At 60.8% G+C, this 24,975-nt stretch carries 27 protein-coding genes and 2 tRNA genes; 13 read left to right on the forward strand and 16 right to left on the reverse strand.

Annotation, left to right across the window (positions count from 1 at the left end; all coding sequences use genetic code 11):
• Positions 1-35: 35 nt before the first annotated feature.
• Positions 36-434 (reverse strand): helix-turn-helix domain-containing protein, encoded by a 399-nt coding sequence (locus BLU35_RS05510; protein WP_057255598.1) that lies wholly within the window; start codon positions 432-434, stop codon positions 36-38.
• A gap of 245 nt (positions 435-679) precedes the next feature.
• Here BLU35_RS05510 and BLU35_RS05515 point away from each other — a divergent pair, with 245 nt between their 5' ends.
• Positions 680-1,618 carry a DMT family transporter gene (locus tag BLU35_RS05515; RefSeq protein ID WP_286161445.1) on the forward strand — a complete coding sequence of 313 codons (939 nt, stop codon included), beginning with the start codon at positions 680-682 and terminating at the stop codon, positions 1,616-1,618.
• 6 nt (positions 1,619-1,624) lie between these two features.
• Here the strand turns inward: BLU35_RS05515 and lipB are convergent, their stop codons facing one another.
• Positions 1,625-2,344: a lipoyl(octanoyl) transferase LipB gene (gene lipB, locus BLU35_RS05520; protein ID WP_058328544.1), complete on the reverse strand. Its 720-nt coding sequence runs from the start codon at positions 2,342-2,344 to the stop codon at positions 1,625-1,627.
• Positions 2,345-2,537: 193 nt separating this feature from the next.
• Between lipB and BLU35_RS05525 the strand changes: the two genes are divergently transcribed.
• The 3 genes from BLU35_RS05525 to acmB all read left to right on the forward strand — a co-directional run bounded on the left by BLU35_RS05525 (position 2,538) and on the right by acmB (position 4,606).
• Positions 2,538-2,622 (forward strand) — tRNA-Leu (locus tag BLU35_RS05525).
• 387 nt (positions 2,623-3,009) lie between these two features.
• Positions 3,010-3,094 (forward strand) — tRNA-Leu (locus BLU35_RS05535).
• A 324-nt stretch (positions 3,095-3,418) separates the two neighbouring features.
• Positions 3,419-4,606: a methyl acetate hydrolase AcmB gene (gene acmB / locus BLU35_RS05540; RefSeq protein ID WP_093232354.1), complete on the forward strand. Its 1,188-nt coding sequence runs from the start codon at positions 3,419-3,421 to the stop codon at positions 4,604-4,606.
• 73 nt (positions 4,607-4,679) lie between these two features.
• Here acmB and BLU35_RS05545 read toward each other — a convergent pair whose 3' ends face one another.
• Positions 4,680-4,949 carry a hypothetical protein gene (locus BLU35_RS05545; protein ID WP_093232355.1) on the reverse strand — a complete coding sequence of 90 codons (270 nt, stop codon included), beginning with the start codon at positions 4,947-4,949 and terminating at the stop codon, positions 4,680-4,682.
• 51 nt (positions 4,950-5,000) lie between these two features.
• Complete coding sequence (locus BLU35_RS05550; protein WP_058320546.1) at positions 5,001-5,510, reverse strand: peptide deformylase; 510 nt, start codon at positions 5,508-5,510, stop codon at positions 5,001-5,003.
• A gap of 391 nt (positions 5,511-5,901) precedes the next feature.
• Between BLU35_RS05550 and mgtE the strand changes: the two genes are divergently transcribed.
• Together mgtE and BLU35_RS05560 are read left to right on the forward strand one after the other, a co-directional pair.
• Complete coding sequence (gene mgtE / locus BLU35_RS05555) at positions 5,902-7,323, forward strand: magnesium transporter (protein WP_057255604.1); 1,422 nt, start codon at positions 5,902-5,904, stop codon at positions 7,321-7,323.
• A gap of 175 nt (positions 7,324-7,498) precedes the next feature.
• Positions 7,499-7,885, forward strand: a complete 387-nt coding sequence (locus tag BLU35_RS05560; RefSeq protein WP_057255605.1) for a MerR family transcriptional regulator — start codon at positions 7,499-7,501, stop codon at positions 7,883-7,885.
• Between the two features lie 87 nt (positions 7,886-7,972).
• Here BLU35_RS05560 and BLU35_RS05565 read toward each other — a convergent pair whose 3' ends face one another.
• From BLU35_RS05565 to BLU35_RS05575, 3 genes are all read right to left on the reverse strand, one after another.
• Positions 7,973-8,446 carry a methyltransferase family protein gene (locus BLU35_RS05565; RefSeq protein WP_057255606.1) on the reverse strand — a complete coding sequence of 158 codons (474 nt, stop codon included), beginning with the start codon at positions 8,444-8,446 and terminating at the stop codon, positions 7,973-7,975.
• A gap of 3 nt (positions 8,447-8,449) precedes the next feature.
• A complete protein-coding gene (locus BLU35_RS05570; protein ID WP_093232356.1) occupies positions 8,450-9,460 on the reverse strand; it encodes a heparan-alpha-glucosaminide N-acetyltransferase in 1,011 nt (336 codons plus the stop codon).
• Positions 9,461-9,590: 130 nt separating this feature from the next.
• Positions 9,591-10,283: a DUF599 domain-containing protein gene (locus BLU35_RS05575; RefSeq protein WP_058328549.1), complete on the reverse strand. Its 693-nt coding sequence runs from the start codon at positions 10,281-10,283 to the stop codon at positions 9,591-9,593.
• Between the two features lie 748 nt (positions 10,284-11,031).
• Between BLU35_RS05575 and BLU35_RS05580 the strand changes: the two genes are divergently transcribed.
• Positions 11,032-12,432: an L-serine ammonia-lyase gene (locus BLU35_RS05580; protein WP_057255609.1), complete on the forward strand. Its 1,401-nt coding sequence runs from the start codon at positions 11,032-11,034 to the stop codon at positions 12,430-12,432.
• Positions 12,433-12,506: 74 nt separating this feature from the next.
• Positions 12,507-12,944 (forward strand): DUF1489 family protein, encoded by a 438-nt coding sequence (locus BLU35_RS05585; RefSeq protein WP_057255610.1) that lies wholly within the window; start codon positions 12,507-12,509, stop codon positions 12,942-12,944.
• Positions 12,945-13,070: 126 nt separating this feature from the next.
• On the opposite strand, the gene BLU35_RS05590 is transcribed toward BLU35_RS05585, so the two are convergent.
• From BLU35_RS05590 to BLU35_RS05615, 6 genes are all read right to left on the reverse strand, one after another.
• Entirely contained in the window at positions 13,071-13,340 is a 270-nt protein-coding gene (locus tag BLU35_RS05590; protein WP_057255611.1) for a hypothetical protein, read from the reverse strand.
• Between the two features lie 78 nt (positions 13,341-13,418).
• A complete protein-coding gene (locus BLU35_RS05595) occupies positions 13,419-14,966 on the reverse strand; it encodes an SPOR domain-containing protein (protein ID WP_093232357.1) in 1,548 nt (515 codons plus the stop codon).
• A 182-nt stretch (positions 14,967-15,148) separates the two neighbouring features.
• Complete coding sequence (locus BLU35_RS05600; RefSeq protein WP_093232358.1) at positions 15,149-15,877, reverse strand: hypothetical protein; 729 nt, start codon at positions 15,875-15,877, stop codon at positions 15,149-15,151.
• A gap of 329 nt (positions 15,878-16,206) precedes the next feature.
• Positions 16,207-16,815, reverse strand: a complete 609-nt coding sequence (locus BLU35_RS05605) for a transglutaminase-like cysteine peptidase (protein ID WP_093232359.1) — start codon at positions 16,813-16,815, stop codon at positions 16,207-16,209.
• Between the two features lie 680 nt (positions 16,816-17,495).
• Positions 17,496-18,104 carry a PilZ domain-containing protein gene (locus BLU35_RS05610; RefSeq protein ID WP_057255615.1) on the reverse strand — a complete coding sequence of 203 codons (609 nt, stop codon included), beginning with the start codon at positions 18,102-18,104 and terminating at the stop codon, positions 17,496-17,498.
• Between the two features lie 108 nt (positions 18,105-18,212).
• The gene (locus BLU35_RS05615) at positions 18,213-18,839 is read right to left on the reverse strand and encodes a PAS domain-containing protein (RefSeq protein ID WP_063891421.1); all 627 of its coding nucleotides are present in this window, start codon (positions 18,837-18,839) and stop codon (positions 18,213-18,215) included.
• A 362-nt stretch (positions 18,840-19,201) separates the two neighbouring features.
• Here BLU35_RS05615 and BLU35_RS05620 point away from each other — a divergent pair, with 362 nt between their 5' ends.
• Positions 19,202-19,933, forward strand: coding sequence for a rhomboid family intramembrane serine protease (locus BLU35_RS05620; RefSeq protein WP_058328551.1), 732 nt, complete (start codon positions 19,202-19,204; stop codon positions 19,931-19,933).
• 263 nt (positions 19,934-20,196) lie between these two features.
• Positions 20,197-20,625, forward strand: coding sequence for a CBS domain-containing protein (locus BLU35_RS05625; RefSeq protein WP_057255618.1), 429 nt, complete (start codon positions 20,197-20,199; stop codon positions 20,623-20,625).
• A 299-nt stretch (positions 20,626-20,924) separates the two neighbouring features.
• Here BLU35_RS05625 and BLU35_RS05635 read toward each other — a convergent pair whose 3' ends face one another.
• The 3 genes from BLU35_RS05635 to folE all read right to left on the reverse strand — a co-directional run bounded on the left by BLU35_RS05635 (position 20,925) and on the right by folE (position 23,383).
• On the reverse strand, positions 20,925-21,890 hold the full coding sequence (locus BLU35_RS05635; protein WP_057255619.1) for a patatin-like phospholipase family protein: 966 nt from the start codon (positions 21,888-21,890) through the stop codon (positions 20,925-20,927).
• A gap of 398 nt (positions 21,891-22,288) precedes the next feature.
• Positions 22,289-22,741: a phosphoribosyl-AMP cyclohydrolase gene (gene hisI / locus BLU35_RS05640; RefSeq protein ID WP_058320553.1), complete on the reverse strand. Its 453-nt coding sequence runs from the start codon at positions 22,739-22,741 to the stop codon at positions 22,289-22,291.
• Between the two features lie 24 nt (positions 22,742-22,765).
• Complete coding sequence (gene folE, locus BLU35_RS05645) at positions 22,766-23,383, reverse strand: GTP cyclohydrolase I FolE (RefSeq protein WP_057255621.1); 618 nt, start codon at positions 23,381-23,383, stop codon at positions 22,766-22,768.
• A 340-nt stretch (positions 23,384-23,723) separates the two neighbouring features.
• Here folE and BLU35_RS05650 point away from each other — a divergent pair, with 340 nt between their 5' ends.
• Genes BLU35_RS05650 through BLU35_RS05660 form a run of 3 tightly spaced genes read left to right on the forward strand, consistent with a single transcriptional unit; the run spans position 23,724 to position 24,971 of the window.
• The gene (locus BLU35_RS05650) at positions 23,724-24,170 is read left to right on the forward strand and encodes an iron-sulfur cluster assembly scaffold protein (protein WP_057255622.1); all 447 of its coding nucleotides are present in this window, start codon (positions 23,724-23,726) and stop codon (positions 24,168-24,170) included.
• A 1-nt stretch (position 24,171) separates the two neighbouring features.
• Positions 24,172-24,546, forward strand: a complete 375-nt coding sequence (yidD, locus tag BLU35_RS05655) for a membrane protein insertion efficiency factor YidD (RefSeq protein ID WP_093232360.1) — start codon at positions 24,172-24,174, stop codon at positions 24,544-24,546.
• On the forward strand, positions 24,543-24,971 hold the full coding sequence (locus tag BLU35_RS05660) for a DUF2267 domain-containing protein (RefSeq protein ID WP_058320555.1): 429 nt from the start codon (positions 24,543-24,545) through the stop codon (positions 24,969-24,971). The genes yidD and BLU35_RS05660 overlap by 4 nt, the downstream gene beginning before the upstream one ends.
• Positions 24,972-24,975 lie beyond the last annotated feature (4 nt).

The raw sequence follows: 24,975 nt of genomic DNA on the forward strand, positions 1-24,975 counted from the left end.
CGCCAGGGCGGCGGCCCGTTGGAATCGACAATAAGCTAACGAATGTTCTGTTGAACGCGATTGAGTTCCATCTCAAGTGCGGCGATGGCCTTGCCGGTCTGTTCGTGCAGCTTCTTGACCAGGGCAAGCTGCTCGCGAAGGCCGTCGCGCTCGTCATCGACCGCGTCCGAATCCGGCGCCTTGCCGAGGCCGGCGATCAGCCAGGCCGGGGTAACGCCCAGCACGCCGGCAAGCATGAAGAGCCGGTTCGTCCGGGGTTCGGCGCGGTCGCGCTCCCAGGCGGCGACCGTTTCAGCGCGGACTCCGAGTTGGTCTGCCAGGTCCTTGGTGCTGATGTTGGCGGCGTCGCGCGCCCTCCAGATGCGTCCTCCCAGCGTATCACCGTCGCTGGTGTCGCGCAGGCGGGCAATCATCGTTTCGGTGGACAAGCGCATGGATATCTCCTTTGCCACGGTTACGTTCAAAGGTCCCGGAGAGACGGCAGGAAGCCGCTTTTGACTTCCGGGGCGGAAGATGGTCCTGAGCTTATAGGCATTCGGCCAGCGAGGGACCACCCCGAAGCGCCAAAAACACCGTCAATTGCGGCTAAGGCGCGGATAGTTCGGCCTCCGGAGTATCCTCGGCCGTTGAAAACCGTAGCCTAGGCTCTAATGTGCGGCGGCCAACCGGAGCTTGCCCCATGACCGACGCCCGAACTGCGGCTGCCGAGCCTGCCGATACCGTGATGCAAGGTGTCGCCATCATGCTCTTTGCGATGGTCATCCTGCCCGGCATGGACGTGATCGCGAAGTATATGGCTGTTTACGAAGGCATGTCGCCCGGCCAGGTGACCTTCTACCGGTTCTTCTTCCAGCTGGTGGCGACGCTGCCGATGCTGCTTGGCGCCGGCGGCCTGCGGGCGCTGAAGCCGAAGCGTCCCTGGGCCAATCTGCTGCGCGGCGTGCTGCTGGCGACCGCGGCCTTGTTCTTCTTCATTTCCGTGAAGTACATGCCGCTGGCAGATACCTTTGCCATCTATTTCGTCGAACCCTTCATCCTGACCTGCCTTTCGGCGGTGTTCCTGAAGGAGAAGGTCGGCTGGCGACGCTGGCTTGCCATCGTCGTCGGTTTCGGTGGGGCGATGATCGTCATCCAGCCGAGTTTCGCGGCTTTCGGCGTGACGGCTTTGCTGCCGGTGGCCTGCGCCTTCGTGTTTGCCTGCTACCTGCTTCTCAATCGCGCGGTCGGTACCGGAGACTCGCCGCTGACGATGCAGACCATCGCTGGCATCGGCGGCACATTGATGATGGCGCTGGTGATCCTGGTCGGCAACGGCATGGGCAGCCCCGATTTCGTGCCGTCCTTGCCCAAATCGGCGCTTGGCTGGACGCTGGTGGTTATCCTCGGGGCGCTCTCCGGCTACGGCCATCTGCTGGTCGTCAAAGCCTTCAGAGCGGCACCTGTCTCCTTGTTGGCGCCATTCCACTATTTCGAGATCGTCACGGCGACGGCGCTCGGCTATCTCATCTTCGGAGACTTCCCGTCGCTCTCCAAATGGCTTGGCATCGCCATCATCGTCGGCTCGGGCCTCTTTATTATCTGGCGCGAGCGGCAGGCGGGACGTCGAACGGCAAGCTGAATGGGTTCAGGCGCCGTCGGTCTTTGTCGGGCCGAACACCGTCTCGAAGGCCTCGCGCAGCCGGATATCGACATCCGGCATCATCACCGGCAGGCCGAGGTCGACGAGGCTTGTTACGCCGTAGCCGCGAATACCGCAGGGCACGATGCCGCCGAAATGGTCGAGATCCGGATCGACGTTCAGTGCGAAGCCGTGGAAGCTTACCCATTTGCGCAGGCGAATGCCGATCGCGGCAATCTTGTCTTCCGCCACCGAACCATCGGGCAGGGCGGGCTTTTCCGGGCGGCGAACCCAGACGCCGACCCGATCTTCGCGGCGCTCACCTCTCACATTCATCGAATCGAGCGTGGAGATCACGACGCTTTCCAGCGCAGCGACGAAGGCGCGCACGTCCTGCTTTCGGCGCTTGAGGTCGAGCATAACGTAAACGACGCGCTGGCCCGGCCCGTGATAGGTGTATTCACCGCCGCGACCCGTCGAGAACACCGGAAAGCGATCCGGCATCACCAGATCAGCAACATCGGCGCTGGTACCGGCTGTGTATAGCGGCGGATGTTCGACCAGCCAGACGAGTTCGTCCGCGGTGCCGGCGGCGATCGCGGCAGCTTCCTGTTCCATCAGTTCGACTGCCTGTGGATAATCCACCAGATCAGAGGCAACCCGCCAGCGAACCGGGGGTGATTCCGGGGGGGCGAACATGGTCTGGCTCAGATTCTCACGCTGCATTCGGTCTGCATTCCTGTTTTCAGAGCTTGTAAATGGGATGGCGCGTGACAAGAGTCCAGCGTTTCCAACGCTTCCCCAGCGGGCTGTTGAAATAGTTTCATTTCCCGTCAAATTTCTGTCGTCATCCCCTTGTGCCCCCCAGGGGCTTTTGCTACATGCAGCCCCGTCGACGCAGGTCGACACCTACCACGATGCGGTCGTGGCGGAATTGGTAGACGCGCAGCGTTGAGGTCGCTGTGGGGCAACCCGTGGAAGTTCGAGTCTTCTCGACCGCACCAAAAAAACCCGGCTCTGGCCGGGTTTTTTGTTTTTATCCTGCCTAGCGAACACGGCGAGCTGCGCGGAATCGCGTCGCTGACACATCCCTTTTCTGGACGTTTCCAATCAAGCGTAGGCGTTTGGCACGGTGGGAAGGAGCGCGCTCTCTTTGCTGGCGAATGGCCGAAGACGAACGGGATCCCGCGCCCAACAATCGGTCTCGGCGCGGTGGCCGACAAGGTGCGCGCGCTTGATGCGCGGAAAGGCGACCTGGCCGTTTCGCTCGCAATGCGACGGGCCGCTGAGTTCTGTCATGATCGCCCGAATTGTGCACAGCCATCTCTTGTGCACTGCGGGGGCTTTTGCTACATGCACCCCCGCCGGCGCAGGTCGGCATCTACCACGATGCGGTCGTGGCGGAATTGGTAGACGCGCAGCGTTGAGGTCGCTGTGGGGCAACCCGTGGAAGTTCGAGTCTTCTCGACCGCACCAAAACCGGCTTCGGCCGGTTTTTTCGTTTTTATCTCCAACGCTTAGGTCTTGAGCCGACCGCGCGGCTCAGCCTCGGGCCGAAGCTGCAAGCCCGCAAACCTCAATACATCTTCCGACCGCACTTCGGCGTGCATAGCGCTTGCCGCCGCGGAAAAAGAGTGAACGAGCACCGCCACGTTGCAGGCGAAATGGCTTGGAATGTTATTTGGTGCTAACCTTGGCGCGGTATTCCAGAACGAGGGCCGGGCTGGAGCAGTTTTCTGGGCGCGGCGGTGGCTGGGCGACCTGCACCAATGACGAAGGCTGTTTGCTTGGGAGGTTCCTTTGGGCGGCGATCTCAGGGCTGTTGCCGATGCAATCCTCAATACCGTCGTCAGCGCCGCGGATGGCGTGCCCGGCGTCGTCGCGATTGCCACAGATAGACGGGGCGATATCTACACCGGTGCAGCCGGAAAGCGAGCATTGGGTGGCGATGCGGACATGACCGCCGACAGCGTCTTCGGGCTCTTCTCGATGACGAAAGCGATCACCGGCACTGCCTGCCTGCAACTGGTCGAAGAGGGCAGGCTCGATCTCGATGCTCCAGCCAGGCGATACGCTCCCGAGATCGGCAAGCTGCAGGTGATCGATGGCTTTGATTCCTCCGGGAACCCGAAGCTCCGCCCGCCCAAGCGGGATATCACGACGCGCATGCTGCTTTTGCATACGGCTGGCTTTGGATACGACTTCTTCAATGAGACCTACGCCAGGTTGGCCCGCCAACATGGGCAGCCCAGCGTGATCACGAGCTCCTATGCGTCCATCCGCACCCCATTGCTGTTCGATCCAGGCGACGACTGGGAATATGGAAGCAACCTGGACTGGGCCGGACAGGTGGTGGAGGGCATAGCCGGTAAGCGATTGGGCGAGGTGATGACCGAGCGAATCCTTCAGCCGCTCGGCATGGACGATACCGGTTTTGCATTGACCCCAGCGATGGCCTCACGCGTGGTCACGCTGCATCAGCGGGATGATGCAGGGCAATTGCTGCCGTTGCCCGATTTCCGGTTCCCCCAGGAGCCCGAGGTTCAGATGGGTGGGCATGGCCTCTACTCGACAGCTACCGATTACTCAAAATTTATTCGCATGTGGCTGAACGACGGGGTGGCACCCGGCGGCTGCGTGCTGAAAGCCGAAACCGTCGCAATGGCGGAAAAGAACGGCCTTGGAGAAAAGAAGATCAAAAAGCTTCCCGGGGTGATACCGAGCCTTTCGCACGACGCCGAATTTTTCCCCGGAATGCCGAAATCCTGGGGCCTTAGCTTCATGATCAATGATGAAGCCGCGCCGACAGGCCGACCGGCCGGCGCGCTGGCTTGGGCTGGGCTTGCAAACCTCTATTACTGGATAGACCGCCAAAACGGTCTCGGCGGCCTATGGGCGACGCAGATATTGCCCTTCGTCGACCCGGCCTCGATCGGGGGCTACCTCGACTTCGAAACGGCGGTCTACTCCGCCTTTCCAAGGCAGTAGGCCGAAACATTTGATTGCGCACGCCAAGCTTAGGCCGCGCGCCGTGCGCTTGCCCCGCTCTGCGTCCGCGTGGTCAGCTGTTGCCTTGCGGTCCGCTCTGGTCCATGCGGCGGCGGATAAGCTTGAAGCTGTGATCGGGCTGAACCTCATAGGTTTCGTAGACCATCTGTCCTTCATACATGAAACGGTGCTGAACCATCGTGCCGGGAGCGGCCTGCGTCTTTCTTTTGCTGGCGTTTTCGCCGTAGGTCAGGCTCTCTGGCAGGGGCTCAACACTCTGCTGGGCACTGTTGCAACCGGCGAGGGCCAGGAGGCCGATGACTGCAAGATATGTTGGCTTCATTGTTCGATCCTTGGTGAACTGGGAGTCATTGGATGCTGTCCGCGGGAAGTCCTAGACGCGCGTCTGTTCCCTTGTCAGCTTTTCGAATTTCTTGATCGCCCGATCGCGTTTCAGGCGCGAGAGGCGTTGGGTCCAGAAAATACCGTCGAGCTGGTCGATCTCATGTTGCAGGCAAATGGCCATCAGCCCTTCGGCTTCCTCTTCGACCTTTTCGCCTGAAAGGCTTTGATAGCGAACGCGCACGGTTTGCGGTCGCTCGATGTCTTCCGAGACCCCAGGCATCGAAACACTGCCTTCCGCATGTTTCATGACTTCGGCGGAGTTCCAGACGATCTCAGGATTGATGTAAATCCTGACGCCGCTCTCCCGGTCGAGCTCGATCACCGTCACCCTTTGCAGCACGCCGACATGCGGAGCGGTGATACCGATGCCCGGTGCCGCTCGCATCGTGTCCAGAAGGTCGTCCGCAAGGGCCTCGAGCGCCGCATCAAAGCGGGTAACGGTGTCCGCCTTCTGGCTCAGCAAGGGACTGGGAAAACGGACAATGGGACGGATCGCCATCAGATGTTCCTCGGCTGCAGCGTTTGCGGCGCCGTACGTCCCGTTGAGGAGCGCAAGAGGCGGCGTAAACCTTGGGCTGCTGTTTCGTCCTCTGAAATCGATTCCGGTTCCAGGGAACGAAGAGAAGTGCTAGCCGATCGCGCGATCGATGTCGACCGTGTCGAGATGCAGCCGGTTTCTCATGTATTTGCAACAGCTTGAATAAAACTGTTATCGCCGCGCACAGGGTGGTATCTGTGCTGTGGACCTCGGCGGGGCTTTGCGCTAGCAGGGCTGTAGGACCCAACTTCCGGAGCACGGCAGCGGAAGAGGGGCACCAACCGTCAGTGACGCATTCTTTCCGGCCCGTATGATGGAGCACCGGAAAGCAGCAATCGTTTCGAGGGCGCCCATGAGCAATATCGGCGACGACGACAGCGGTATCGAAGACGTCAAGACCTTTGACGGCTCGGACATCTATGCCGACGACGGTTCGGTCCGTTCCGATTTCCTCATGCATGTCGGGGCCGCGATCGCCGATCGCGATACGATCTATCTGCGCCAGCACGTCGCCGGCCTGCATTCGTCGGAACTCGGCGACCTGCTTGAAGCGATCCAGCCTGACCAGCGCCTGGCGCTGGTCTCACTGCTCGGCAAGGAATTCGACCTTTCGGCGCTGACGGAGGTCGACGAGGCCATCCGTCTCGATATCGTCGAGCATCTGCCGAACGAGCAGATCGCCGAGGCTATCGGCGAAATGGACTCGGACGACGCCGTCTACATTCTCGAGGACCTCGACCAGGAAGATCAGGACGAGATCCTGGCGAAGCTTCCCTTTACGGAACGGGTTCGCCTTCGCCGCTCGCTCGATTATCCGGAGAGCACCGCCGGCCGGCGCATGCAGACCGAGTTCGTGGCGGTGCCGCCGTTCTGGACCGTTGGCCAGACGATCGACTACATGCGCGAAGACGAGGACCTGCCCGAGAGCTTCACGCAGATCTTTGTCATCGACCCGACCTTCAAGCTGCTCGGTGCCATGGACCTCGACCGCATCCTCAGGACCAAGCGGTCGGTCAAGGTCGATGCGATCATGCATGACACGAGCCATGCCATTCCTGCCGAAATGGACCAGGAAGAGGCAGCGCAACTGTTTGAGCAATACGACCTTCTCTCCGCCGCAGTCGTCGATGACAACGGAAGGCTCGTCGGCGTGCTCACCATCGATGACGTCGTCGACGTCATTCAGGAAGAAGCGGAAGAAGACCTCTTGCGCTTGAGCGGTGTCGGCGATGAAGAGCTCTCGGACTCGGTTGCCGAGGCATCGCGCTCGCGCGTGCCGTGGTTGTTCATCAATTCGATGACGGCGTGCATGTCCGCCTCGGTCATCGGTCTGTTCGATGCGACCATTCAGCAGATCGTGGCGCTCGCCATTCTGATGCCGATTGTCGCCGGTATGGGCGGCAATGCCGGTTCGCAGACCATGACGGTTACCGTCCGCGCGCTTGCGACCCGTGGCCTCGACATTCACAACGCGCCGCGCATCATTCGGCGCGAAGCCGGGGTTGGGCTGTTGAACGGCATGATCTTCGGCACGCTGATCGGCCTGCTCGCCGGTCTCTGGTTTCAGGATCCGAACATCGGCGGTATCATCGCCACGGCCATGCTGATCAATATGATGGCCGCAGCGCTTGGCGGCATCCTCGTCCCGCTCTGCCTGGACCGCTTCGGTGCCGATCCGGCCGTGTCTTCCGCCGTTTTCGTGACGGCCATCACCGACATAACCGGTTTCTTCAGTTTTCTCGGCATCGCCACGTGGTGGTTTCACGTTACGTGAGGTGAACGCGGTTGTTTGACTTTTACGTCAAGGTCAACGATAGTGTATACGCATTACGGCGCGCGCGTCTTCCATGACACGCTGAGATCGCTGTAACACTTTGACCTGCTGCATAATTTTGACCTTAAATCGATGCCGATTTTAGGAATGATGCAGTAAATCATGGAATGGCAGCGTGAATAAATATTATAGCATCACCGAATTGACGCGGGAATTCGGCATTTCCACCCGAACGCTGCGGTTCTATGAGGACGAGGGCCTCATTCATCCTGAACGCCGTGGACGCACGCGCCTGTTCCGGCCTGCGGATCGGCGGCTGATCCAGGAAATTCTGCGTGGCCGGCGCATCGGCTTCACGATTGCCGAAATCCGCGAAATCATCCAGGTCTACAAGGATCCACCCGGCGAGATGGGTCAGCTTCGGCTCTTGATGAACCGTGTCGAGGAAAAGCGCGAGGAGCTTCGGCAGAAGCGCAAGGATATCGAAGACACGCTGGCAGAGCTCGACAATGTCGAGGAGGCCTGCCTGACGCGTCTCGCGGAGATCGGCGTCGGTACCTGAGCAGGCAGGCGTATTCTTAAAAGCGAAAGTTTCGAAGGGTGGCGTCCGCGCTGCCCTTTTTGGTTTTGGGCTGTGCGGTCTTTTTGGTCAGATCCAGCGGCTGGTGTGCCGGCAATAGCGCTCGAACTCGAAGCCGAAGCGCGACAGCAGATGCCGCTCTTCGTTGCGAATGGCAAAGACGGTCGTCAGCATCACCGCTGCGATCGCCGTGATGAAGAACCAAGGATTGAGCGTCGCCAGACCGAAGCCGACCATCATCAGGGTGTAGCCGAGATAGATCGGGTTGCGTGTGAAGCGGAAGGGACCGTAGGTGACGAGGCAGGTCGCCGACCGGTAGGGCATGACGGCCGTGTGCCGGTCGAGCAAGGTCTTGACTGCCCAGAGATCCAGCCAGATGGCGACGATGATCAGTGTGCCGCCGCTGATCCAGGGAAACCAGCTGTGTCCGTGTGCGACGGGGATGGGGGAATATCGCGCCAGAACAAGGGCCGCGAGCGTGGCGACGCCGTAGAGCAGGGCGGGCCACGGGAAATTCAGCGGCTTGGCACGATAGGCATTCATGTCCTAGTCCCCTGATTGCACGTCCATTGTGCACTGTCGCGCGATTCGCGCAATGCGTTCATCGGTGCTGACGTTGATCTCTCCCTTGTTCAGATCGTCGAACAGGTTCTGTTGTACCAGAAGGTCGAGCGTACAGCCGCAGAAGGCCTCGCACGGCACGGCCGGGTTCCCCTGGTTGCAGGCCGCGACGCAATTGCTGCGGTAGGCTTGCTTGGGATCCGGCAATGTTGGCGGTGAAATCAGCGAGAAGAGATAGACCAGTCCGATGAGCACGGGCTGGTGAATGAGGTATATGGCCAGACTGTGACGGCCGCCGAAGACGAGCGGGCTCATCCACAGTTTGCCCTTGCCACCTGTGGACGGACGGCTTGCGAGGACCGCGATGAGCCGCGCATGGAAGAGCTTGGCTGCGGCAAGGCCGAAGAGGAAAGGCCCGAGCCACGGCAGCAGCGGCACATAGTCGTTGGAGCGCGGCAAGGTTTCCGACAGTCCGACCCACCAGAGCCAGGGTGCATCGAAGGCCGGCGAGCGCAAATAGAAGGGTGCCGCGATGGCTGCTGCTGCCGCAACAAGGGAAACGACGGCGGGAAGCCGCAGGAAGACAAGGCCGATCACGCTTGCCGCGGCGATCGCATGCAGGATGCCGAAGAAGATGAAGGTGTCCGGGAACGCGAAATAGGTCGCGATTGTGATCAGCGCTGCCGCACCGGCGATTTTGGCAAAGCGCCGCATGAACGCGTCGAGGCGAAGCTTCGGCCATTGTCCGAGCACAAGGCTGTACCCGGCGAGAAAGAGGAAGCTGCTGGCGATGAGCCGGGCAAAGATCTTCCAGCCGCCGGTGCCGGCGGTTCCCGCGGCAACGTAGCCGAAGAACTCGAGGTCCCAGACGAAATGATAGGTAGCCATGGCGAGCAGTGCCACGCCGCGCGCGACGTCGATGAAGGCGAGCCGCCCCCGTGCGGCAGATTGAGCCGGTATCTGTGTCGTCGGTGAAGTCACATTGCTGTCGGACATAGGCATTCGCCATCCTGTGGGCGTGAAGAAGAGTGACATGTTTGGCTTGTGCCAAACACGCGTAGTTGGCTGATGGTGGAAGTGGTCAGGCCTGATCTGTTTCCGTTCAGCGCGATGGGCGCGCGTGCAGTCAGGGCGTTGCGTCCGGCAGCAGCGCCGCGCGTGCCTCCGAGAAGAACTGCCTGCGGGTCAGCACGAAGATGACGAAGACGGTGAGCCCGACGAAGACATAGGGGCTGATGAACCAGCCGAGATAACCGATCGACAGGAAAATCGCCCGAAGCCCGGCGTTGAAGTGCTTGGCGGCCAGCACGTTCATGCGGATCGCCCGTTCGGCTGCCTTCTCCGCCGCCTGCAGGTCGCGTTGCATGTCGGCGGTCATTGGAATGCCGCCCATCAGGATCGAGCAATAGTTGAACAACCGGTAGGACCAGCCGAACTTGAAGAAGGAATAGCCGAAGAGACAGGTGAGGCCACCGACCTTCAGCTCGAACGCGGTCCGACCGCCATGGAAGACATAGGGCATGTCCGCGAAGATCACTTGCACCTGTTCGGTTGCGCCGAGCAGAGCGAAGCAGCCACCGAGGGCGAAGATCGTCGTCGAGGCAAAGAAGGCGGTGCCGGCCTGCAGCCCCGCGATGATCTGCGTATCGATCATCTTCAGATCGCGGTTGAGCGAATTGCGGATCCAGCGGCCACGATGCTCGTTCATGAGGCGGGTGAGACTCACCCGCTTGAAGCCGCGCGTGCCGTCGGTCGCCCAGCTGAAACCCGCCCAAAGCAGGATAAACACGACAAGCGCTATGTAATCTTCGAAGGTCATACACGTGTTTTTGGCATGGCTTTTGGAAAATGCAAGGTGGCCGCGGCGGCGCGGGAATCGACGGCGCGTCAACTACTGTGATGAAATTGCGGCGGAATTTTTCTCCGCTCCCGCCGGCCAATTGCGCGGTTTTCACCAGCTTAGTGTACTGAGCGGCGAGGGCCTGACACCTTTCCGCCACATTTCCCCATTGCGCAGTAACACTTTCTTCAATATGCAAGGCCCCAGACGCGGGCACCCAATGTGCTGCTCGCGGCCGTTGAGAGTGTTTTCGGAGACATCATGGACAATACAATTCAGAAATCTTGCTGGGGCGTAACTGCACGCGCCGTGGCTGGTTTCGCTGGCGTTCTTGTTCTTGCTTATCTTTTCGGCGGCCTTTGATATCTGGTATCTAGAAAAGACCACTGATTGACGGCGCGGCTTCCCAAAAGCCGCGCCGTTTTTGATTCCAGGCAGCCAATCTCGACACCCCGGAGCCTTTGCGGGATGACAATGTCGCACGGATGGGATCGAATGTCGGTTGACCGCCTGACCGTCTGCTATGGGATCGCTTAGGCTTCGTTCCTATATTTGTTGCGGATTTCCTTAAATCGGTGCCGATCTGAGGATAAAATCGCGCAGTAAATATGAGGATAGCGCGCCGGTTCGCACAGACCGTGAAGCGTGATATCGAGGCAATCGTGAATGCGGTGCTCGGGCAATCATGCCGGTGCGCCGCGAGTCAGTCTCCGGGGCAGGCAAACTTATGTTTCTTTCCGTCTTCGACGTGTTCAAGATCGGTATCGGGCCTTCGAGCTCGCATACGATGGGGCCGATGTCGGCCGCCAACCGCTTTCTCGAACTCATTCTTTCCGACGACTGGCCGCGCCCGTCCCATGCTGCCGTTGCGGCGATCAAGGTCAGCCTGCACGGTTCGCTGGCCCATACCGGTATCGGCCACGGCACGGGCAGGGCGGTTGTCCTTGGTCTCGTCGGCGAACGCCCCGACCTGGTCGATCCTGATCGCATGGACGGCTTGATCGACGAGGTCGAGCGCAGCGGCCGCATTTCGCCGCCGGGACATCCGTCCTATGAATTCCAGCCGAAGACGGACCTGGTCTTCGACAAGAAGGTGCCGCTGCCCGGCCATGCCAACGGCATGTCCTTCTCCGCGTTCGACCGCGACGGCCGGCTGCTGCTGAAGCGGATCTATTATTCGATCGGCGGCGGCTTCGTCGTGACCGATACGGAACTCGAGGCGATGCGTGCCTCGAAGAACAAGGCGGCCGGCGTCAAGGTGCCATTCCCGTTCTCGTCGGCCCAGGAGATGCTGGACATGGCGGCCCGCTCCGGGATGACGATCGCCCAGATGAAACGGGCGAACGAAGAAGCGACCATGTCGCCGGATGAGCTGAATGCCGGGCTCGACCGCATCTGGGGCGCGATGAGCAACTGTATCGACCGTGGGCTGAGCCAGGAGGGCATCATGCCCGGTGGCTTGAAGGTCCGCCGCCGCGCACGCTCGATCCACGACAAGCTGCAGGAAGAATGGCGCTCCAACAAGACCAACCCGCTGCTCGCCAACGACTGGCTGAGCGTCTACGCGATGGCGGTCAATGAAGAGAATGCCGCCGGCGGCCGCGTCGTCACGTCGCCGACCAACGGTGCAGCAGGCGTCGTCCCCGCCACTATCCGCTACTACATGCATTTCCATGACGACGCGGATCAGGAGGGCATCCGCGACTATCTGCTGACGGCTGCCGCAATCGGTGGCATCATCAAGCACAACGCCTCGATCTCCGGTGCCGAGGTCGGCTGTCAGGGTGAGGTCGGCTCAGCGTCCGCCATGGCCGCTGCCGGCCTTGCTGCCGTCATGGGCGGTACGCCCGAGCAGATCGAAAATGCCGCCGAGATCGCACTCGAGCACCACCTCGGCATGACCTGTGATCCGGTCGCCGGCCTGGTTCAGGTTCCGTGCATCGAGCGCAACGCGCTCGGTGCGGTCAAGGCGGTGACGGCAGCCTCGCTGGCGCTCAAGGGCGACGGTAAGCATTTTGTGCCGCTCGATGCCTGCATCGAGACGATGCGCCAAACCGGCGTCGACATGAACGAGAAGTACAAGGAAACATCGACCGGCGGTCTCGCGGTCAACGTCGTCGAATGTTGAGCCGCCACGGTGATTGTGGATGAACAGCGTCTGGCCGCTTGACCGCAACGGCCGGACGGGTGTTCAAAACAGCTATGTCTCTGCATCTCATAAAGCTCTGCGTCGGAGCGGAATCGATCGAGGACCTGCGCGAATGGGTTTCGCGCAAGGCTATGGCCGCCATGGCCGCTGGCCTCGAGCCCCATTCCTTCCACACGACCCGCATGGTGCCGAAACGGGTGGAGGAACTGCTGAGCGGCGGTTCGCTCTACTGGGTGATCAAGGGGACCGTGCAGGCGCGACAGTCCTTGATCGGTATCGAAACCTTCACGGATGGCGAGGGTATCGGCCGCTGCAATCTGCTGCTTGGCCCGGAAGTGGTCGAGACGGAGTTGCAGCCGCGGCGTGCCTTCCAGGGCTGGCGCTATCTCACCGACAAGGATGCGCCGCGCGACCTGGCGTCGCTTTCCGGTGGCGGTGCCGAGATGCCGCTCGAGCTGCGCCGCGAATTGGCGGAACTCGGACTGCTCTAGTCTTCAATATGGATGACCTGACGGCCCATCATAGGGCAGGTTGCGATGCTGACACGCGCATGGTTGCGGCGGTGTCGCAACAAGAAAAAAGGCGGCACAGGCCGCCTTTTGGAATTTCATGAACGTTCAGGTGATCCGCATTCTTAGGGGATGGCGCCGGTTCGGCCCCGTCACGTGAAGATGAATGCCGGCCCGCGGCTGCGTCGATCGCCAGGCGCGCGCTCCGTGCGTCAGGAGCATCCCGACCAGATCGCGCGTCTTCGCCTTCGACCGGTTCAGCCCGAGATCGGCAATGCGCATGGCCGCCTCGTGCAGGGGATGCAGGTTGATGCGCGACGGCTTAGCGCGCCGTCCCGGCAGCGGGGTGACACCCGGAACGTTTTCGTTCATCGCCATGATTAACCTCGTTACGCTGTACAAATCCGAGGAAGGCGGCCGGAAAACAAACACATCCGGCCACCAAAACTTTTGACCTTACTGCTGGCTTGCCCAGCAGGAGATGCCTTTCTTCTTCAGGGCCTTGCAGGCATTGACCGCTGCATTCTGGTCGTCGAAGCCGCCGAAACGGGCGCGATAGACCTGGCCGAAAGCGACAGTGAAGGGCATTGCGTTGCGCAGGGCCTTGCCGCCCTTGTCCTTGGCATTGCCAAGGAGGGTCATGGCCTGATCCTTGTCCGGCGTCGCGCCGATCTGGATTACCCAGCCTTGCGGCTGAGCCGGCATCGGTTCAGCCTTTGCGACCTCGACCGGCTCTGCCTTTGCGGTGGCCTCTGCCGTGGTGGCGTCGGCCTTCTTCGGAACGGAGTTGGTGATCTGGGCGTCGACCATGCCGGCGGCAACAGGCTGACGGAGCTTCAGGCTCTGGGCGTCGAGCGTGTTGGGAACGATCTTCGGGGAAAGAACGGGGTTGTCCGACGCGCGCTTGTTGCCGGCATAGGCCATCTGCACGCTGCTCGCGCTTTCGCCGTTGTAGCGGATGCCAGGAACCGGGCCGGTGTTGGGCAGGTCGTGACCGCTGGCAGCGGCCGCGACCACAGGTGTCTCAGCAACGGGCGCTGCGGAAGCGACTTCGGTCTCTTCGGCTGGAACGGGAGTAGGCTTGGTCTCGGCGATCAGATTGCCGTCACCACGGCGCGATGCCGACGGCATGTACTTTGCGACGAGCCGGCGCATTTGTGCATCACGGCTGGCGCCGGAGGTGCCGCCCATGACCACGGCGACGATGCTGCGGCCCTCGAGCTGAGCCGAGGTCACGAGATTGAAGCCCGACGCACGGGTGTAACCGGTCTTGATCCCGTCGACGCCGCGGACATTGCCGAGCAGGCGGTTGTGATTGCCGATCGTCTGCTTGCCGAAACGGAAGCTGCGGGTGGAGAAGTAGTCGTAATACTGCGGAAAATGCTGGCGAAGCGCGAGGCCGAGACGAGCCTGGTCGCGCGCGGTCGTGCGCTGTTCCGGGTCGGGCAGGCCGTTGGCATTGCGATAGGTCGTGCGCGTCATGCCGAGCGCCCGGGCCTTGTTCGTCATCATGCGGGCAAAACGCTGCTCCGAACCGCCGAGATATTCACCGAGCGCCGTCGACGCATCGTTGGCCGAGCGGGTGACGAGCGAAAGGATCGCCTGTTCGACGGTGATCGACTGTCCGGCACGCACACCAAGCTTCGATGGCGGCTCGGCGGAAGCGTTCTTCGAGAAGGGGATGGAGGTGGACTTTGTGATCCGACCGGCTTCGAGCGCTTCGAAGGTCAGATAGAGAGTCATCATCTTGGTGAGAGACGCGGGATAGCGCAGTTCGTCTGCATCCTCGCCGTAAAGAATCTTGCCGGTCTTGGCATCGACGACGATGCCCGAATATTTCGGGTTGGCATAGTTCGAGGCGGCGAAGGCCGGTGCGGCAAAGGCGGCCGATGCAATGGCGCCCGCAAGGACGACCCGTCCTACCATCTTTGAAAGAGCACCGAACGGGCGCTTCGCGAGATCAAAAAAACCGGATTGGGACACTACGCTACTCTTTATTCTCATGTCATGGGGTTGTCCGGACGCCGCCTCCGGGAACGACCGTTCTCGAGACAGTATCGGCATAGCGTTACCAATCGGTTTATGATGAATGATTGGTTTCCGGAATCGAACGCATTTGTACAAGGGCGATGCCGGTGTAGCGCAATGGTGCGGCAGGCTGCCTGCACCACACCAGTTAGACGAAATCAGGGCACGAGACGGTTTTTGACGAAGGCGGTGATCGCTTGGTCGATTTCGCGCCACTGCGGCAGCAGTTTATTGGAAAATCTGTAGAGCACGACGAGGTCCTTTCCGGCGTGAATGTCGCGCTGGCAATCGGCGCTGGTCGAGATGGATTGTGGGCCGAGGCAGCGCACCACGTAGGGCGCCTGGGTGCTCGTCTCAGCGGTAAAGAACACTTCGCCCGCATAGCTGGATGTCGGATTGACTGCGTGCTCCGTCAGCCCGGCCGGGCCAGCCGCGGGCGCGCCGTCGAAGACCTGCGAATAGATCGGCTCCAGCCGCCCGGACATGTCGCGCGACATCGTGCTTTGGGAAATCTGCAGGAAAAGGAGGCTTTCGGGTGCGTCGACATTGTTGAAGAGTGCCCGGCTTCGGTCGCTGTAACCTTCGAGCCCCGGCCAGATCAGGTAGAGATCGACGCGCTCGACGATCGAGGTGGCGCGTTGAGCCTCGAAGCGGATCATGTTGGCCGGCAGGCGCAAGTGATCCTGGCCGATGAAGATGTCGAAAAGCTCGTTGCTCGCGGTGTGGCCGGCAAGGGCGAGGTTTTCGCCGAACCAACGCCCTGCAAATGAGATGGCAGCGGTCAGCGCCGCAAGCACCGCGACCGCTGCCATCACCCGGTAGACGAAGCCGGGCGACAGCAGCGGTCGGAGCTCCGGTTCGTGAATGTCGTTTGAAGAGCTGCTCATCGTTGGGCTGTCCCGTCGCGATGGCCGAACCCCGGCGGTCCGTTGTTCGGCTCACGCATTTCCGCGCATCGTAGGATGGACGACGTCGCTTGCCCGACGCTGGTCGAGGATGGTTAATTTTCTGTGAATTCCCCTTCGAGCTGCGAAACATCAAAAGTCTAAAGAACGATCGCGACGCGGTTTAGCGCCGGGAATGCCGGTCATAAAAACGGCCGGTTCCGAGGGACGCGGAACCGGCCGAGGCTCGGTCTGGACGGGGATGTTTATGACCGGAGCCCTGGAATGGTGGAGGCTGCTGCGAAAGGCGCCGCCTCCGATGTCTTCGGTGCTTACTGAGTCCGTACGCTGCCGACGGCGACGGTGCGGCCGTCCTGGAGCTTGACCCAGCGACCAGAGTATTCGGTCGATTGGCGCTTGAGGTAGGTGTATTCGGTGTCCGACCACAGCAGCACCTTGTTGCGCATGTTGTCGAGAATGAAGTCGCCACGGTCGGTGCGCACGGTGAGGACGGCATGGCCGTCACCGTTCGGCTGCAGAACGACGGTAATCAAGAGGTCCGACGGAGAGAAACCGTTCTCGATCAGTTTGCGGCGCTTCAAGAGGACATAGTCTTCACAGTCGCCAACCGTGTCCGGATAGGACCACTTCTCCTCGACGCCATGAATTTCCATGTCGGTCATCGGGGTGATCGCCTGATTGACGTCGTAGTTGACCTCGAGAATCTTCTGCCAACCTTCGCGCGTCAGCATCATCGGGCCGCGGTCCTTACCGTTGGAGGTGCACTCCGACGGATAGATCTTGCAGAACTCGTAGTGACCGATTGGCGGGTTGGTTGCACCGGTGACGACCATGTTGGCCGGAAGCGCCAGCGCCGTTTCGATCAGGCCGCCGGTGAAAAGGACCGCAACCGCGATCATCTTGGTGATTGTCTTGAGCATGATTGTCTCCCCGTTGTGGTTCGACAATGGCACGGACGTTTTTATCGCTCGCGAACTTGCGAACTAAAAACAAGTACAAATGAAAGTCGTATAAGAATAAAACAAGAATAGAATTTGATTTTTATTTAAATCGAATTTGAATCAAATTTTATCGATTTCCCGACGGAGCGATCTTCCGTTCATGTTTCCTTGACGATGTAAGTGATTGTAATCAATAGACCTATGCCGATCTGCAGAGCGACAGGAGCAGTGGCTGCCGGAAAATCGCGGTCGCGATGCGTGGCGCCAGGGGCGGATGACGTCGATCTTGTCGTCGCTTTTCGACTTAAAATATGCGTCGCGCCTTGAACTTGTTCGAAAAAATATTTGCGGTCAGAAGTCGCGGTCGGATCGAGATGTTCCGAAATGAAGCAGTCGTCGTCAGCGAGGCGATGCCGGTCGCCCAGTCCGCGCGGACAGCGTCGTCGCGGCCCGTGGGGCAGGTCTACTGTGAAAGCCGAGGTTGGTTTCGTGCCGCAGGATCGGGCCAGCGATTGGCTGGTCTGTCGTTGCGCATTCCGGGCCGGCCCGCAATCACGCGTAAGAAGTGGCGCGGAGCCTCAGGAGGCTGGTGCGCGATCGGGGTGACAAGGCAACGATCTTGATCGGGGTAGGCCAGTGAGGGTCGCGCGGACACGCCCTTAGAGGAATTCCGTCAGTGCTTCGCGCGACTGTACGCCCGAGAACTCGATGGCGCAGCCTTCCTGGAAATGGCGAACGATCTTGCCCTTCATGTTGCCGAGCAGGACCGGGGTGCCGATCGGCGGGCGGTTCTCGATATCGACGGCCGCGCCGGAGAGCGAGAGGTCGATGATGCGGCAAGGGAATTTTTCGCCGGTGTCCAGCGTCAGCTCGGTTGACGTCTTGCGCGGCGCGAGGCGGTCGTGGCGCCGATCCTCCGGCAGACCGAGTTCGTGTTTGTTGGCGATCCAGGTAAGCTGCGCAGCCAACTTCTCGCGCTTGCGTTCGGTGGCGTTGAGCTGAATCACGAAGGCATCGTCGGCGATGCGCGACACGGTGCCTTCTAGGCGGCCGACATGGTCGATATAGGCGATGATGCGCTCACCCGCCCGCGGCCGTGCCGGGGAGGAAAGCAGCACGTCGCCCGGCGACATGTCGACGGCGGTGCAATCATATTCGTCGCGATTGGCCAGCATCAGCCGTCCAGCAAGGTTCACGGAAACGCGCTGGAACGCACCTTCGTGATGCGGCTTCGGAGCGGTATTCTGAGCGTGCTGGAATGAGAACATGATGACTCTGCATGACGTATTTTGGCAGGCGGAGTTTAGAACGTTCGGGTTAATAGAATGTTCGTCCTGCGGTTGGTCCGCGTGGCCAACCCGGGACAGCAGCAGCGATCATTCGCGTCGTCCGCCCTCCAGAATGCGAAGATGTCCGACGCGACGGGACTCTCCCAAAAACCCTTCGCCAGCGCGGGATTCTGCACGCGGGGAGACGTGTTCCACCGCCGGCTCTTCGCGAAACACGGCTGTGCGGTCGGGGTCCAGGATTTTCATGCCGGTGACGTCGAGGCCTTCCACCGATGTCGCATGCAACCAGTACGGGCGGGAAAGTGGCGAGAGCGCGCCAAGGATTCGGTCGCTTGCACCCTCGGTTGAGGCGAGCGGCAACAGCAGCATTTCGACCTCGACCTCGCGTGCATCGGCTGTGCGCCCTTTGGCGGACAGCATCACAGGCACCCGGTGCGTCATCACCTGGCCGGCGATGCGCTGCGTCTTGGCAGCCTGCGAGTTCAGCCACAGCATGCCGAATTGTCGCCCGCGCAGTTCAAGGCCGAAGAGTGCGCAGACATGGGTTCCCCCAAGACGAAACGAGATGCCGTTGCGATCACGCTCGAGAATGAACAGGTTGGGCAACAGTGCGCGGATGTCCCCCGGCTCGAGTTCGTCCCGACAGGGAAGGTCGCGCTTGCCGCGAATGGTGTTCCAGTATCGGAAAAGCTCCATGGTCGTCTTGCTGCGCATCTTGCGTTCATTCCATTTCTGCGGCCCGCTTGTGCCGGTCTGGCACATGTTTGGCCGATCATTGCGGTCTTGAGATCAATGGAGCGAAAAGCATGCCAGCTCGAAATTAAGGTTAACGAATGGTTTCGATTGCGCTGGAGCACTGCGACTGGCACTGAAAGACATGACTTCACGAAGCGTTGGCTTCGGCACTTGAACTGGAGCTCGGATCTGAGCTTGGCGACCGTTCAGTTTTTTACTGGACGGTCTTTTTTTGTTTGCTTATGGCTGGTCGCCCCAGTCCGGTCCGAATCCCGCGATGTCATGCCATCGCCTCGATCGAATGCGATCGGACGGGCCAATCGATGGAGAAAGCAGCAACCATGGAACGAGATCAGACGGCAACGCCACCGGAGACGGACCGGGACAGCGCCGCCAGTCCGTCACGTGAGCCTGCCTTCAATCTGCCGGCCGGACTTACCGGCATTCTGCTGTTTCTGATCGCCATTCATGCCTTGCGCACCTATGTTCTGCCGCCTGCGATAGATCAGGAGATCATCTTCAACTTCGCCTTTCTGCCGGCGCGCTACGATCATCCCCTGGCCGAGCAGGGGCTCGCCTGGCTCTGGAGCCCCATTACCTATTCGTTCCTGCATGGCAGCTGGGAGCACCTGATCTTCAATATCTTCTGGATGGTCGCTTTCGGTGCGCCGGTCGTGCGCCGCATTGGCATGGGACGGCTTGCGGTATTCTGGTGCCTTTCGGCTGCGGCCGCAGTTGCGCTGCACACGGCATTTCACTGGGGCGAGATGATCGTGGTCGTCGGTGCCTCGGGCGTCGTTTCCGGTTTCATGGGCGCGGCGGCGCGCTTCGTCTTTTCGCCAAGCGGGCGGATCAGCCGGCAATTTGCCCATCTCAACCGGCGGCTGCCCGTCAGTGAGGCGCTGGCAAATCGCTCTGTCGTGATGTTCGCCGGGATCTGGTTCCTCACCAACTTTCTGATCGGGCTCGGCATGTTCACGCCTGGGGGGGCGGGTAGCATCGCCTGGGAAGCGCATATCGGCGGCTTCCTCTTCGGCTTCCTTCTCTTCGGCCTTTTCGACCCCCGCGACTGACGACGTCGAAAGATCGGCGGACGGCGCTTGTGAGCGCTTGATTTCCCCGGAGCGCTGGCGCACCATTTGTTACGGTCGCCGATTGTCGAAAGGCGAGGCGGCCCGTGAAGGCCGGGTATAGAAAGCCCGTCCGCGTCTGAGGAGCACGCGGGCAGGCGATCATAAGCGGCCAGGGTACAGGTTCCATCGCCCGACCGTACCGCACGAGAGACGGCTGGACCTTGCCCTGCCGACCCGGAGTTGTCGCAACGGGAGATGTGCGCATGTCAGTAAAAGCAATACTCGATGAAAAGGGTCGCAACGTCGTAACGGTCGGCCCGCAGATGACAGTCCAACAGGCTGCCATTCTCTTGCGTGACAATCATATCGGTGCGGTCATCATCGTCGATGCGGATGATCAGATCGCAGGCATCCTCACCGAGCGCGACATCGTCGCAGCGATCGCCAAGCAGGGAGCGACCTGTCTCGAAAGGTCGGTCGCGGCCGTCATGTGGCAAAATGTCTACTGCTGCACCGAGGAAATGTCCGTTCAGGCCCTGATGGAAATGATGAGCAAGCTCAGGGCCCGCCACCTGCCGGTCGAAAAAAATGGCCAGCTCGCCGGCATTGTTTCGATCGGCGACGTGATCAAACACCACATCCGTGCGATCGAGCACGAGACCGAGCAGATCAAGGCCTATATCGCCGGCTAAATGGGAAGGCAGCCTGCGCCGCCCCCTTATCCACCTCAGGTACTTTGCCCTGTTCGTGCCTACTGCATGTCTCCTTAAATCGACCTCGATTTAAGGACAAAGACATGCAGAAAATCAAAGTGCTGCAGCGACCTTTGCGTGTCTGATAAGGCGCGCGGCGCTGTAGCGATCGGGCGGCAAGGTCTTATGGCGCGATGCGGCCTGCTTGCGGTTCGCGACGCATTCCCCGTAATGGGACAACGACCCCGCGCACAATCGCTGCGCGGATAACCCGCAACAGATCGACGGAAGATCGCTCGTCAGCGCACGAGGGCGTCCTGCATCCGGCGGATCTCCACGAGCTTGGCCTTCGCTTCGTGGTAGCCTCGGTCGATCGCCTCACCTGCACGGTGAAACTCCGATAGGCCGATATCGTTGAGCTTGGGGTGCAAAGCCAGGTCCGGAGGGTCGCCGGCAAGACGAGCACGGGAAATACGATCCTGGATGATGTTGAAGGCCTGAACCATCACGCCGGTCATGCCGAGGCGGGAGTGAAGGGTCGCTTCCTTTTCCTGCGCCGGGGCATCCGGCGTCCCCATGCCGGCGCTGTGTTTGACGACGGCTGAGCGGCCATAGAGCTCGTAGTTGAGGTTCACGGCGACGACGAGCTGCTGCTCGTGAGCGCGGCAGACAGAGACCGGGACGGGGTTGACGAGCGCGCCGTCGATGAGCGTGCGTCCGTTCGCCTTGATCGGCTCGAAGATGCCGGGCAAGGCGTAGGAAGCGCGGATCGCGGTGATGAGCGATCCTTTTTCGAGCCAAACCTCATGCCCACTATGCACTTCGGTCGCAACGGCAATGAATGGCCTGTCGAGGCTTTCGATGCTAAGTCCCTGCAGATGCTCCTGCATGCGCTTGGTCAGCCTCAGTCCGCCAAAGAGACCGCCGCCGCCAATAGCGAAATCGAGCAGTCCCGCAATCCGCCGGACGGTGAGGGAGCGTGCGAAGGTCTCGAGTTCGTCGAGCTTGCCGGCAAGATAGCAACCGCCGACGAGCGCGCCGATCGAGGTGCCCGCAATCATGCCAACTTCGATGCCTTCTTCGTCGAGCGCTCGCAGCACGCCGATATGGGCCCAGCCGCGCGCGGCGCCGCCCCCAAGGGCAATTGCGATCTTCGGTCTCTGCGGAGGTGTCGCAGGTTCTGGTGGTGTTGTTGAAATCGATGTGCCGTCCGGGCCGGACAGATCTGCAATCTGGTTGCTACGCGTAAAAGTCCAATTCAACATCCGGCACCTCCAACACCGCCGAATACTCCGCAGCGCGACACGTCGATGAAGATGCGCGAAGGTCGCTGTGGTAATTCACGACTGACTTAACTTTCAGGGATCGGATTCGATCCTGAAGGAACGCAATTTCTTGCACGCGTCCTGGGGAGGCTCCGCCAAGCCGGCGCAGGTGCCGGCCTCGTCCTGTCCATTGCTGAAAGACTGGCACCGTTCTTAGGTATATCACCGATCCCGTCGCCGATTGCGGCAGGATCGATAAACATTGGATACAGTTTGCAATACAGCCGGGAACGTTGCCGTTCCCTCGTAGCGCCGCATCCTTGCCAAAGGACTAGGCGCTCGCTTGGTTTCCAAAAGATAAATATAGCATGTGCCCGCACCAAAAAGATGCGCGATGCTTAATTTTTATCATAGATTTCTGCGGGGTCGAAGTGCCTATGGTCGTCGGTGATTTCGACCATGGCCTTGCCGTTTTCGGCGCCGACCGTGCGGTAGAAGCAGGACCGGCGGCCGGTATGGCAGGTGGCGTCGTGACCGGCGACGGACACTTTCAACCAGATCGCATCCTGGTCGCAATCGGTGCGGATCTCCTTGACCGTCTGCAGGTTGCCGGAGCTTTCGCCCTTCTTCCAGAGGCTCTTGCGCGAACGGCTGTAATAGTGCGCGACACCCGTCTCGATCGTCAAAGCCAGGGCCTCGGCGTTCATGTGGGCGACCATCAAAAGCTCACCGTCCCGCGCATCCGTGACGACAGCCGTGATCAGCCCCTTTTCATCGAAGCGCGGGGTGAAGGCCGGACCGGTTTCCAGTTCAGCCTTGTTGGAGGAGGGAGCGTCGAAGGTGAGCGTCATGGAAAGGCTCCGTCTGTCGGAGCCTTACTTAAAGCCCCTGAGCATCGTCATGAACCGGGCCTGTTCAGCCGGTTCCGTCTGGAACGTACCCGTAAATGTGGTGGTGAGCGTTGTCGAGCCTTGCTTCTGCACGCCACGCATCGCCATGCACATATGTTCGGCTTCGATCATCACCGCGACGCCGCGCGGGGCAAGCGTTTCGTCGATCGCCTTGGCGATCTGCGCCGTCATCGATTCCTGCGTCTGCAGCCGGCGGCCATAGATATCGACCACCCGGGCGATCTTGGAAAGGCCGAGCACGCGGCCATTCGGCAGATAGGCGACATGCGCTTTGCCGATGATCGGCACCATGTGATGCTCGCAATGCGAATAGAACGGGATGTCCTTGACGAGCACCATGTCGTCGTAACCGGCGACTTCCTCGAAGGTCCGTCCGAGTACGTCTTCGGCAGCGAGATCATAGCCGCTGAAAAGCTCGCGGTAGGACTTGGCGACGCGCGCCGGCGTGTCCAGCAGCCCTTCGCGTTCCGGATCTTCACCGGCCCAGCGCAGGAGAACGCGCACGGCTTCCTCGGCCTCCTTCTGGGTCGGGCGGCCGCTCGCATCGTCGAGCACGGGAAAATTCTTCACTATGGCGTCCATAATGGCCTCTTTTAGCAATACGGGATTGCTTGACGTTTTATCTTTCGGACAACTCGCCACTGGCCATTCGCCTAACCCTGCAGGCTTGGGTTCCGTTGGCGGGCTCCGGGGCTTTCCGGTCCTGGCTTAGCAGTGCACTGGACCTTCCGGCACGGTTTCCCAAACAACAGGCGACATTGTTCCTCTTGCGGAACTGTCGCCCCAACACGACATAGCATATAGTATGGTGCCACAGAGATGAAAGAGGCGGAGCGTGTCGCGTCGTGCTTTTTTCCTGCCTACCGGAGAAAATCATGCGTCGATCATTCAAAACCGCGAAAAATCAGCCGGATCGCGTCAAATGATGGATGACATCTACAACAGCCGAATTCTCGAATTTGCCGGCAATATTCCGCGCATCGGAACGATTGCCGACGCCGACGCGGACGCGACCGCGCACTCGAAGCTCTGTGGTTCGAAAGTGCATATCTGGCTGAAGATGGACGGCGACGTGGTCACCGATTTTGCCCATGACGTGAAGGCCTGCGCGCTTGGCCAAGCCTCGTCCTCGATCATGGCGCGCCATGTCGTCGGCGCCGGCGCGGAAGAAATCCGACAGGCGCGCGCGGACATGCTGGCCATGTTGAAGGCGGACGGCGAGGGCCCATCCGGGCGCTTCGAGGATATGCGCTTCCTGCGTCCGGTGAAGGATTACAAGGCGCGTCACGCGTCGACGATGCTGACCTTTGATGCCGTCGTCGATGCCATCGAGCAGATCGAGGCCAAGCGACTGCTCGCGGCCGTCTGACATGTGCGGCGAACCGAATTGTCGGCATACGCCGGACAACGGTGCGAAGCCTGCAGTGCGTGGCCGAAACTGGGATGGTCCGTTTCGCAAGACGCTAGGGCGGCTGATCGGGATGGCGCTGATCCGTATCTATCAGCTCACGCTTTCGAGCTTCATCGGCAATTCGTGCCGGCACCTGCCGACCTGTTCGGAATACGGCTATGAGGCAATCGCCCGCCATGGCATCTGGGCCGGAGGGTGGATGACGCTGTTTCGCGTGGCGCGCTGCGGTCCGGGCGGAACGCACGGCTTCGATCCGGTTCCGGAACGGCTTGAACCTCGCCTGACCTGGTACACGCCGTGGCGCTACTGGCGGCCGCGGCCGAAGGCTGGATGACCACCATGACCATGCCGATGGAATACCGTCAGGCCTCCGCGGATTTCGAGCGTTTCATCGTCGACGCGCGCGACCTTGCCGGGCTGCAGACGACGAACCAGGCCTACACGATGGTGCAGGCCGTGCTGCAGACGTTTCGGCGGCGGCTGGAGCTGGAGGATGCCATCCTGTTCGCGGATGTCTTGCCGCCGGTGCTGCGCGCGATTTTCGTGGCCGAATGGGACCTCGAAGAACCGAGGGTCCCGTTTTCGGGCCGCATTGCCATGACCCGCGAGGTGCAGTCGCTGCGGCCGGATCACAATATTTCCCCCGACAGCGCCATTGCCGACGTGGCTGGCGCCTTGCGTCGCAACCTCGATGAGGTGAAGCTCGACCGGGTTCTTGCCCGGCTTCCGGCAGGCGCTGCCGATTTCTGGCGAGCCTGAAGGG

Origin of the sequence: Sinorhizobium sp. NFACC03 (assembly GCF_900103435.1) — a bacterium.
In the GTDB taxonomy this organism is placed as follows: Bacteria; Pseudomonadota; Alphaproteobacteria; order Rhizobiales; family Rhizobiaceae; genus Ensifer.

Bases quoted from the DNA above. Each gene is read 5' to 3' on its own strand.
- BLU35_RS05510 (WP_057255598.1), bottom strand. From the start codon at position 434: ATGCGCTTGTCCACCGAAACGATGATTGCCCGCCTGCGCGACACCAGC.
- BLU35_RS05515 (WP_286161445.1), top strand. From the start codon at position 680: ATGACCGACGCCCGAACTGCGGCTGCCGAGCCTGCCGATACCGTGATG.
- lipB (WP_058328544.1), bottom strand. From the start codon at position 2,344: ATGCAGCGTGAGAATCTGAGCCAGACCATGTTCGCCCCCCCGGAATCA.
- BLU35_RS05545 (WP_093232355.1), bottom strand. From the start codon at position 4,949: ATGAAGCCAACATATCTTGCAGTCATCGGCCTCCTGGCCCTCGCCGGT.
- BLU35_RS05550 (WP_058320546.1), bottom strand. From the start codon at position 5,510: ATGGCGATCCGTCCCATTGTCCGTTTTCCCAGTCCCTTGCTGAGCCAG.
- mgtE (WP_057255604.1), top strand. From the start codon at position 5,902: ATGAGCAATATCGGCGACGACGACAGCGGTATCGAAGACGTCAAGACC.
- BLU35_RS05565 (WP_057255606.1), bottom strand. From the start codon at position 8,446: ATGAATGCCTATCGTGCCAAGCCGCTGAATTTCCCGTGGCCCGCCCTG.
- BLU35_RS05570 (WP_093232356.1), bottom strand. From the start codon at position 9,460: ATGTCCGACAGCAATGTGACTTCACCGACGACACAGATACCGGCTCAA.
- BLU35_RS05575 (WP_058328549.1), bottom strand. From the start codon at position 10,283: ATGACCTTCGAAGATTACATAGCGCTTGTCGTGTTTATCCTGCTTTGG.
- BLU35_RS05580 (WP_057255609.1), top strand. From the start codon at position 11,032: ATGTTTCTTTCCGTCTTCGACGTGTTCAAGATCGGTATCGGGCCTTCG.
- BLU35_RS05585 (WP_057255610.1), top strand. From the start codon at position 12,507: ATGTCTCTGCATCTCATAAAGCTCTGCGTCGGAGCGGAATCGATCGAG.
- BLU35_RS05590 (WP_057255611.1), bottom strand. From the start codon at position 13,340: ATGGCGATGAACGAAAACGTTCCGGGTGTCACCCCGCTGCCGGGACGG.
- BLU35_RS05595 (WP_093232357.1), bottom strand. From the start codon at position 14,966: ATGAGAATAAAGAGTAGCGTAGTGTCCCAATCCGGTTTTTTTGATCTC.
- BLU35_RS05600 (WP_093232358.1), bottom strand. From the start codon at position 15,877: ATGAGCAGCTCTTCAAACGACATTCACGAACCGGAGCTCCGACCGCTG.
- BLU35_RS05605 (WP_093232359.1), bottom strand. From the start codon at position 16,815: ATGCTCAAGACAATCACCAAGATGATCGCGGTTGCGGTCCTTTTCACC.
- BLU35_RS05610 (WP_057255615.1), bottom strand. From the start codon at position 18,104: ATGTTCTCATTCCAGCACGCTCAGAATACCGCTCCGAAGCCGCATCAC.
- BLU35_RS05615 (WP_063891421.1), bottom strand. From the start codon at position 18,839: ATGCGCAGCAAGACGACCATGGAGCTTTTCCGATACTGGAACACCATT.
- BLU35_RS05620 (WP_058328551.1), top strand. From the start codon at position 19,202: ATGGAACGAGATCAGACGGCAACGCCACCGGAGACGGACCGGGACAGC.
- BLU35_RS05625 (WP_057255618.1), top strand. From the start codon at position 20,197: ATGTCAGTAAAAGCAATACTCGATGAAAAGGGTCGCAACGTCGTAACG.
- BLU35_RS05635 (WP_057255619.1), bottom strand. From the start codon at position 21,890: ATGTTGAATTGGACTTTTACGCGTAGCAACCAGATTGCAGATCTGTCC.
- hisI (WP_058320553.1), bottom strand. From the start codon at position 22,741: ATGACGCTCACCTTCGACGCTCCCTCCTCCAACAAGGCTGAACTGGAA.
- folE (WP_057255621.1), bottom strand. From the start codon at position 23,383: ATGGACGCCATAGTGAAGAATTTTCCCGTGCTCGACGATGCGAGCGGC.
- BLU35_RS05650 (WP_057255622.1), top strand. From the start codon at position 23,724: ATGATGGATGACATCTACAACAGCCGAATTCTCGAATTTGCCGGCAAT.
- yidD (WP_093232360.1), top strand. From the start codon at position 24,172: ATGTGCGGCGAACCGAATTGTCGGCATACGCCGGACAACGGTGCGAAG.
- BLU35_RS05660 (WP_058320555.1), top strand. From the start codon at position 24,543: ATGACCACCATGACCATGCCGATGGAATACCGTCAGGCCTCCGCGGAT.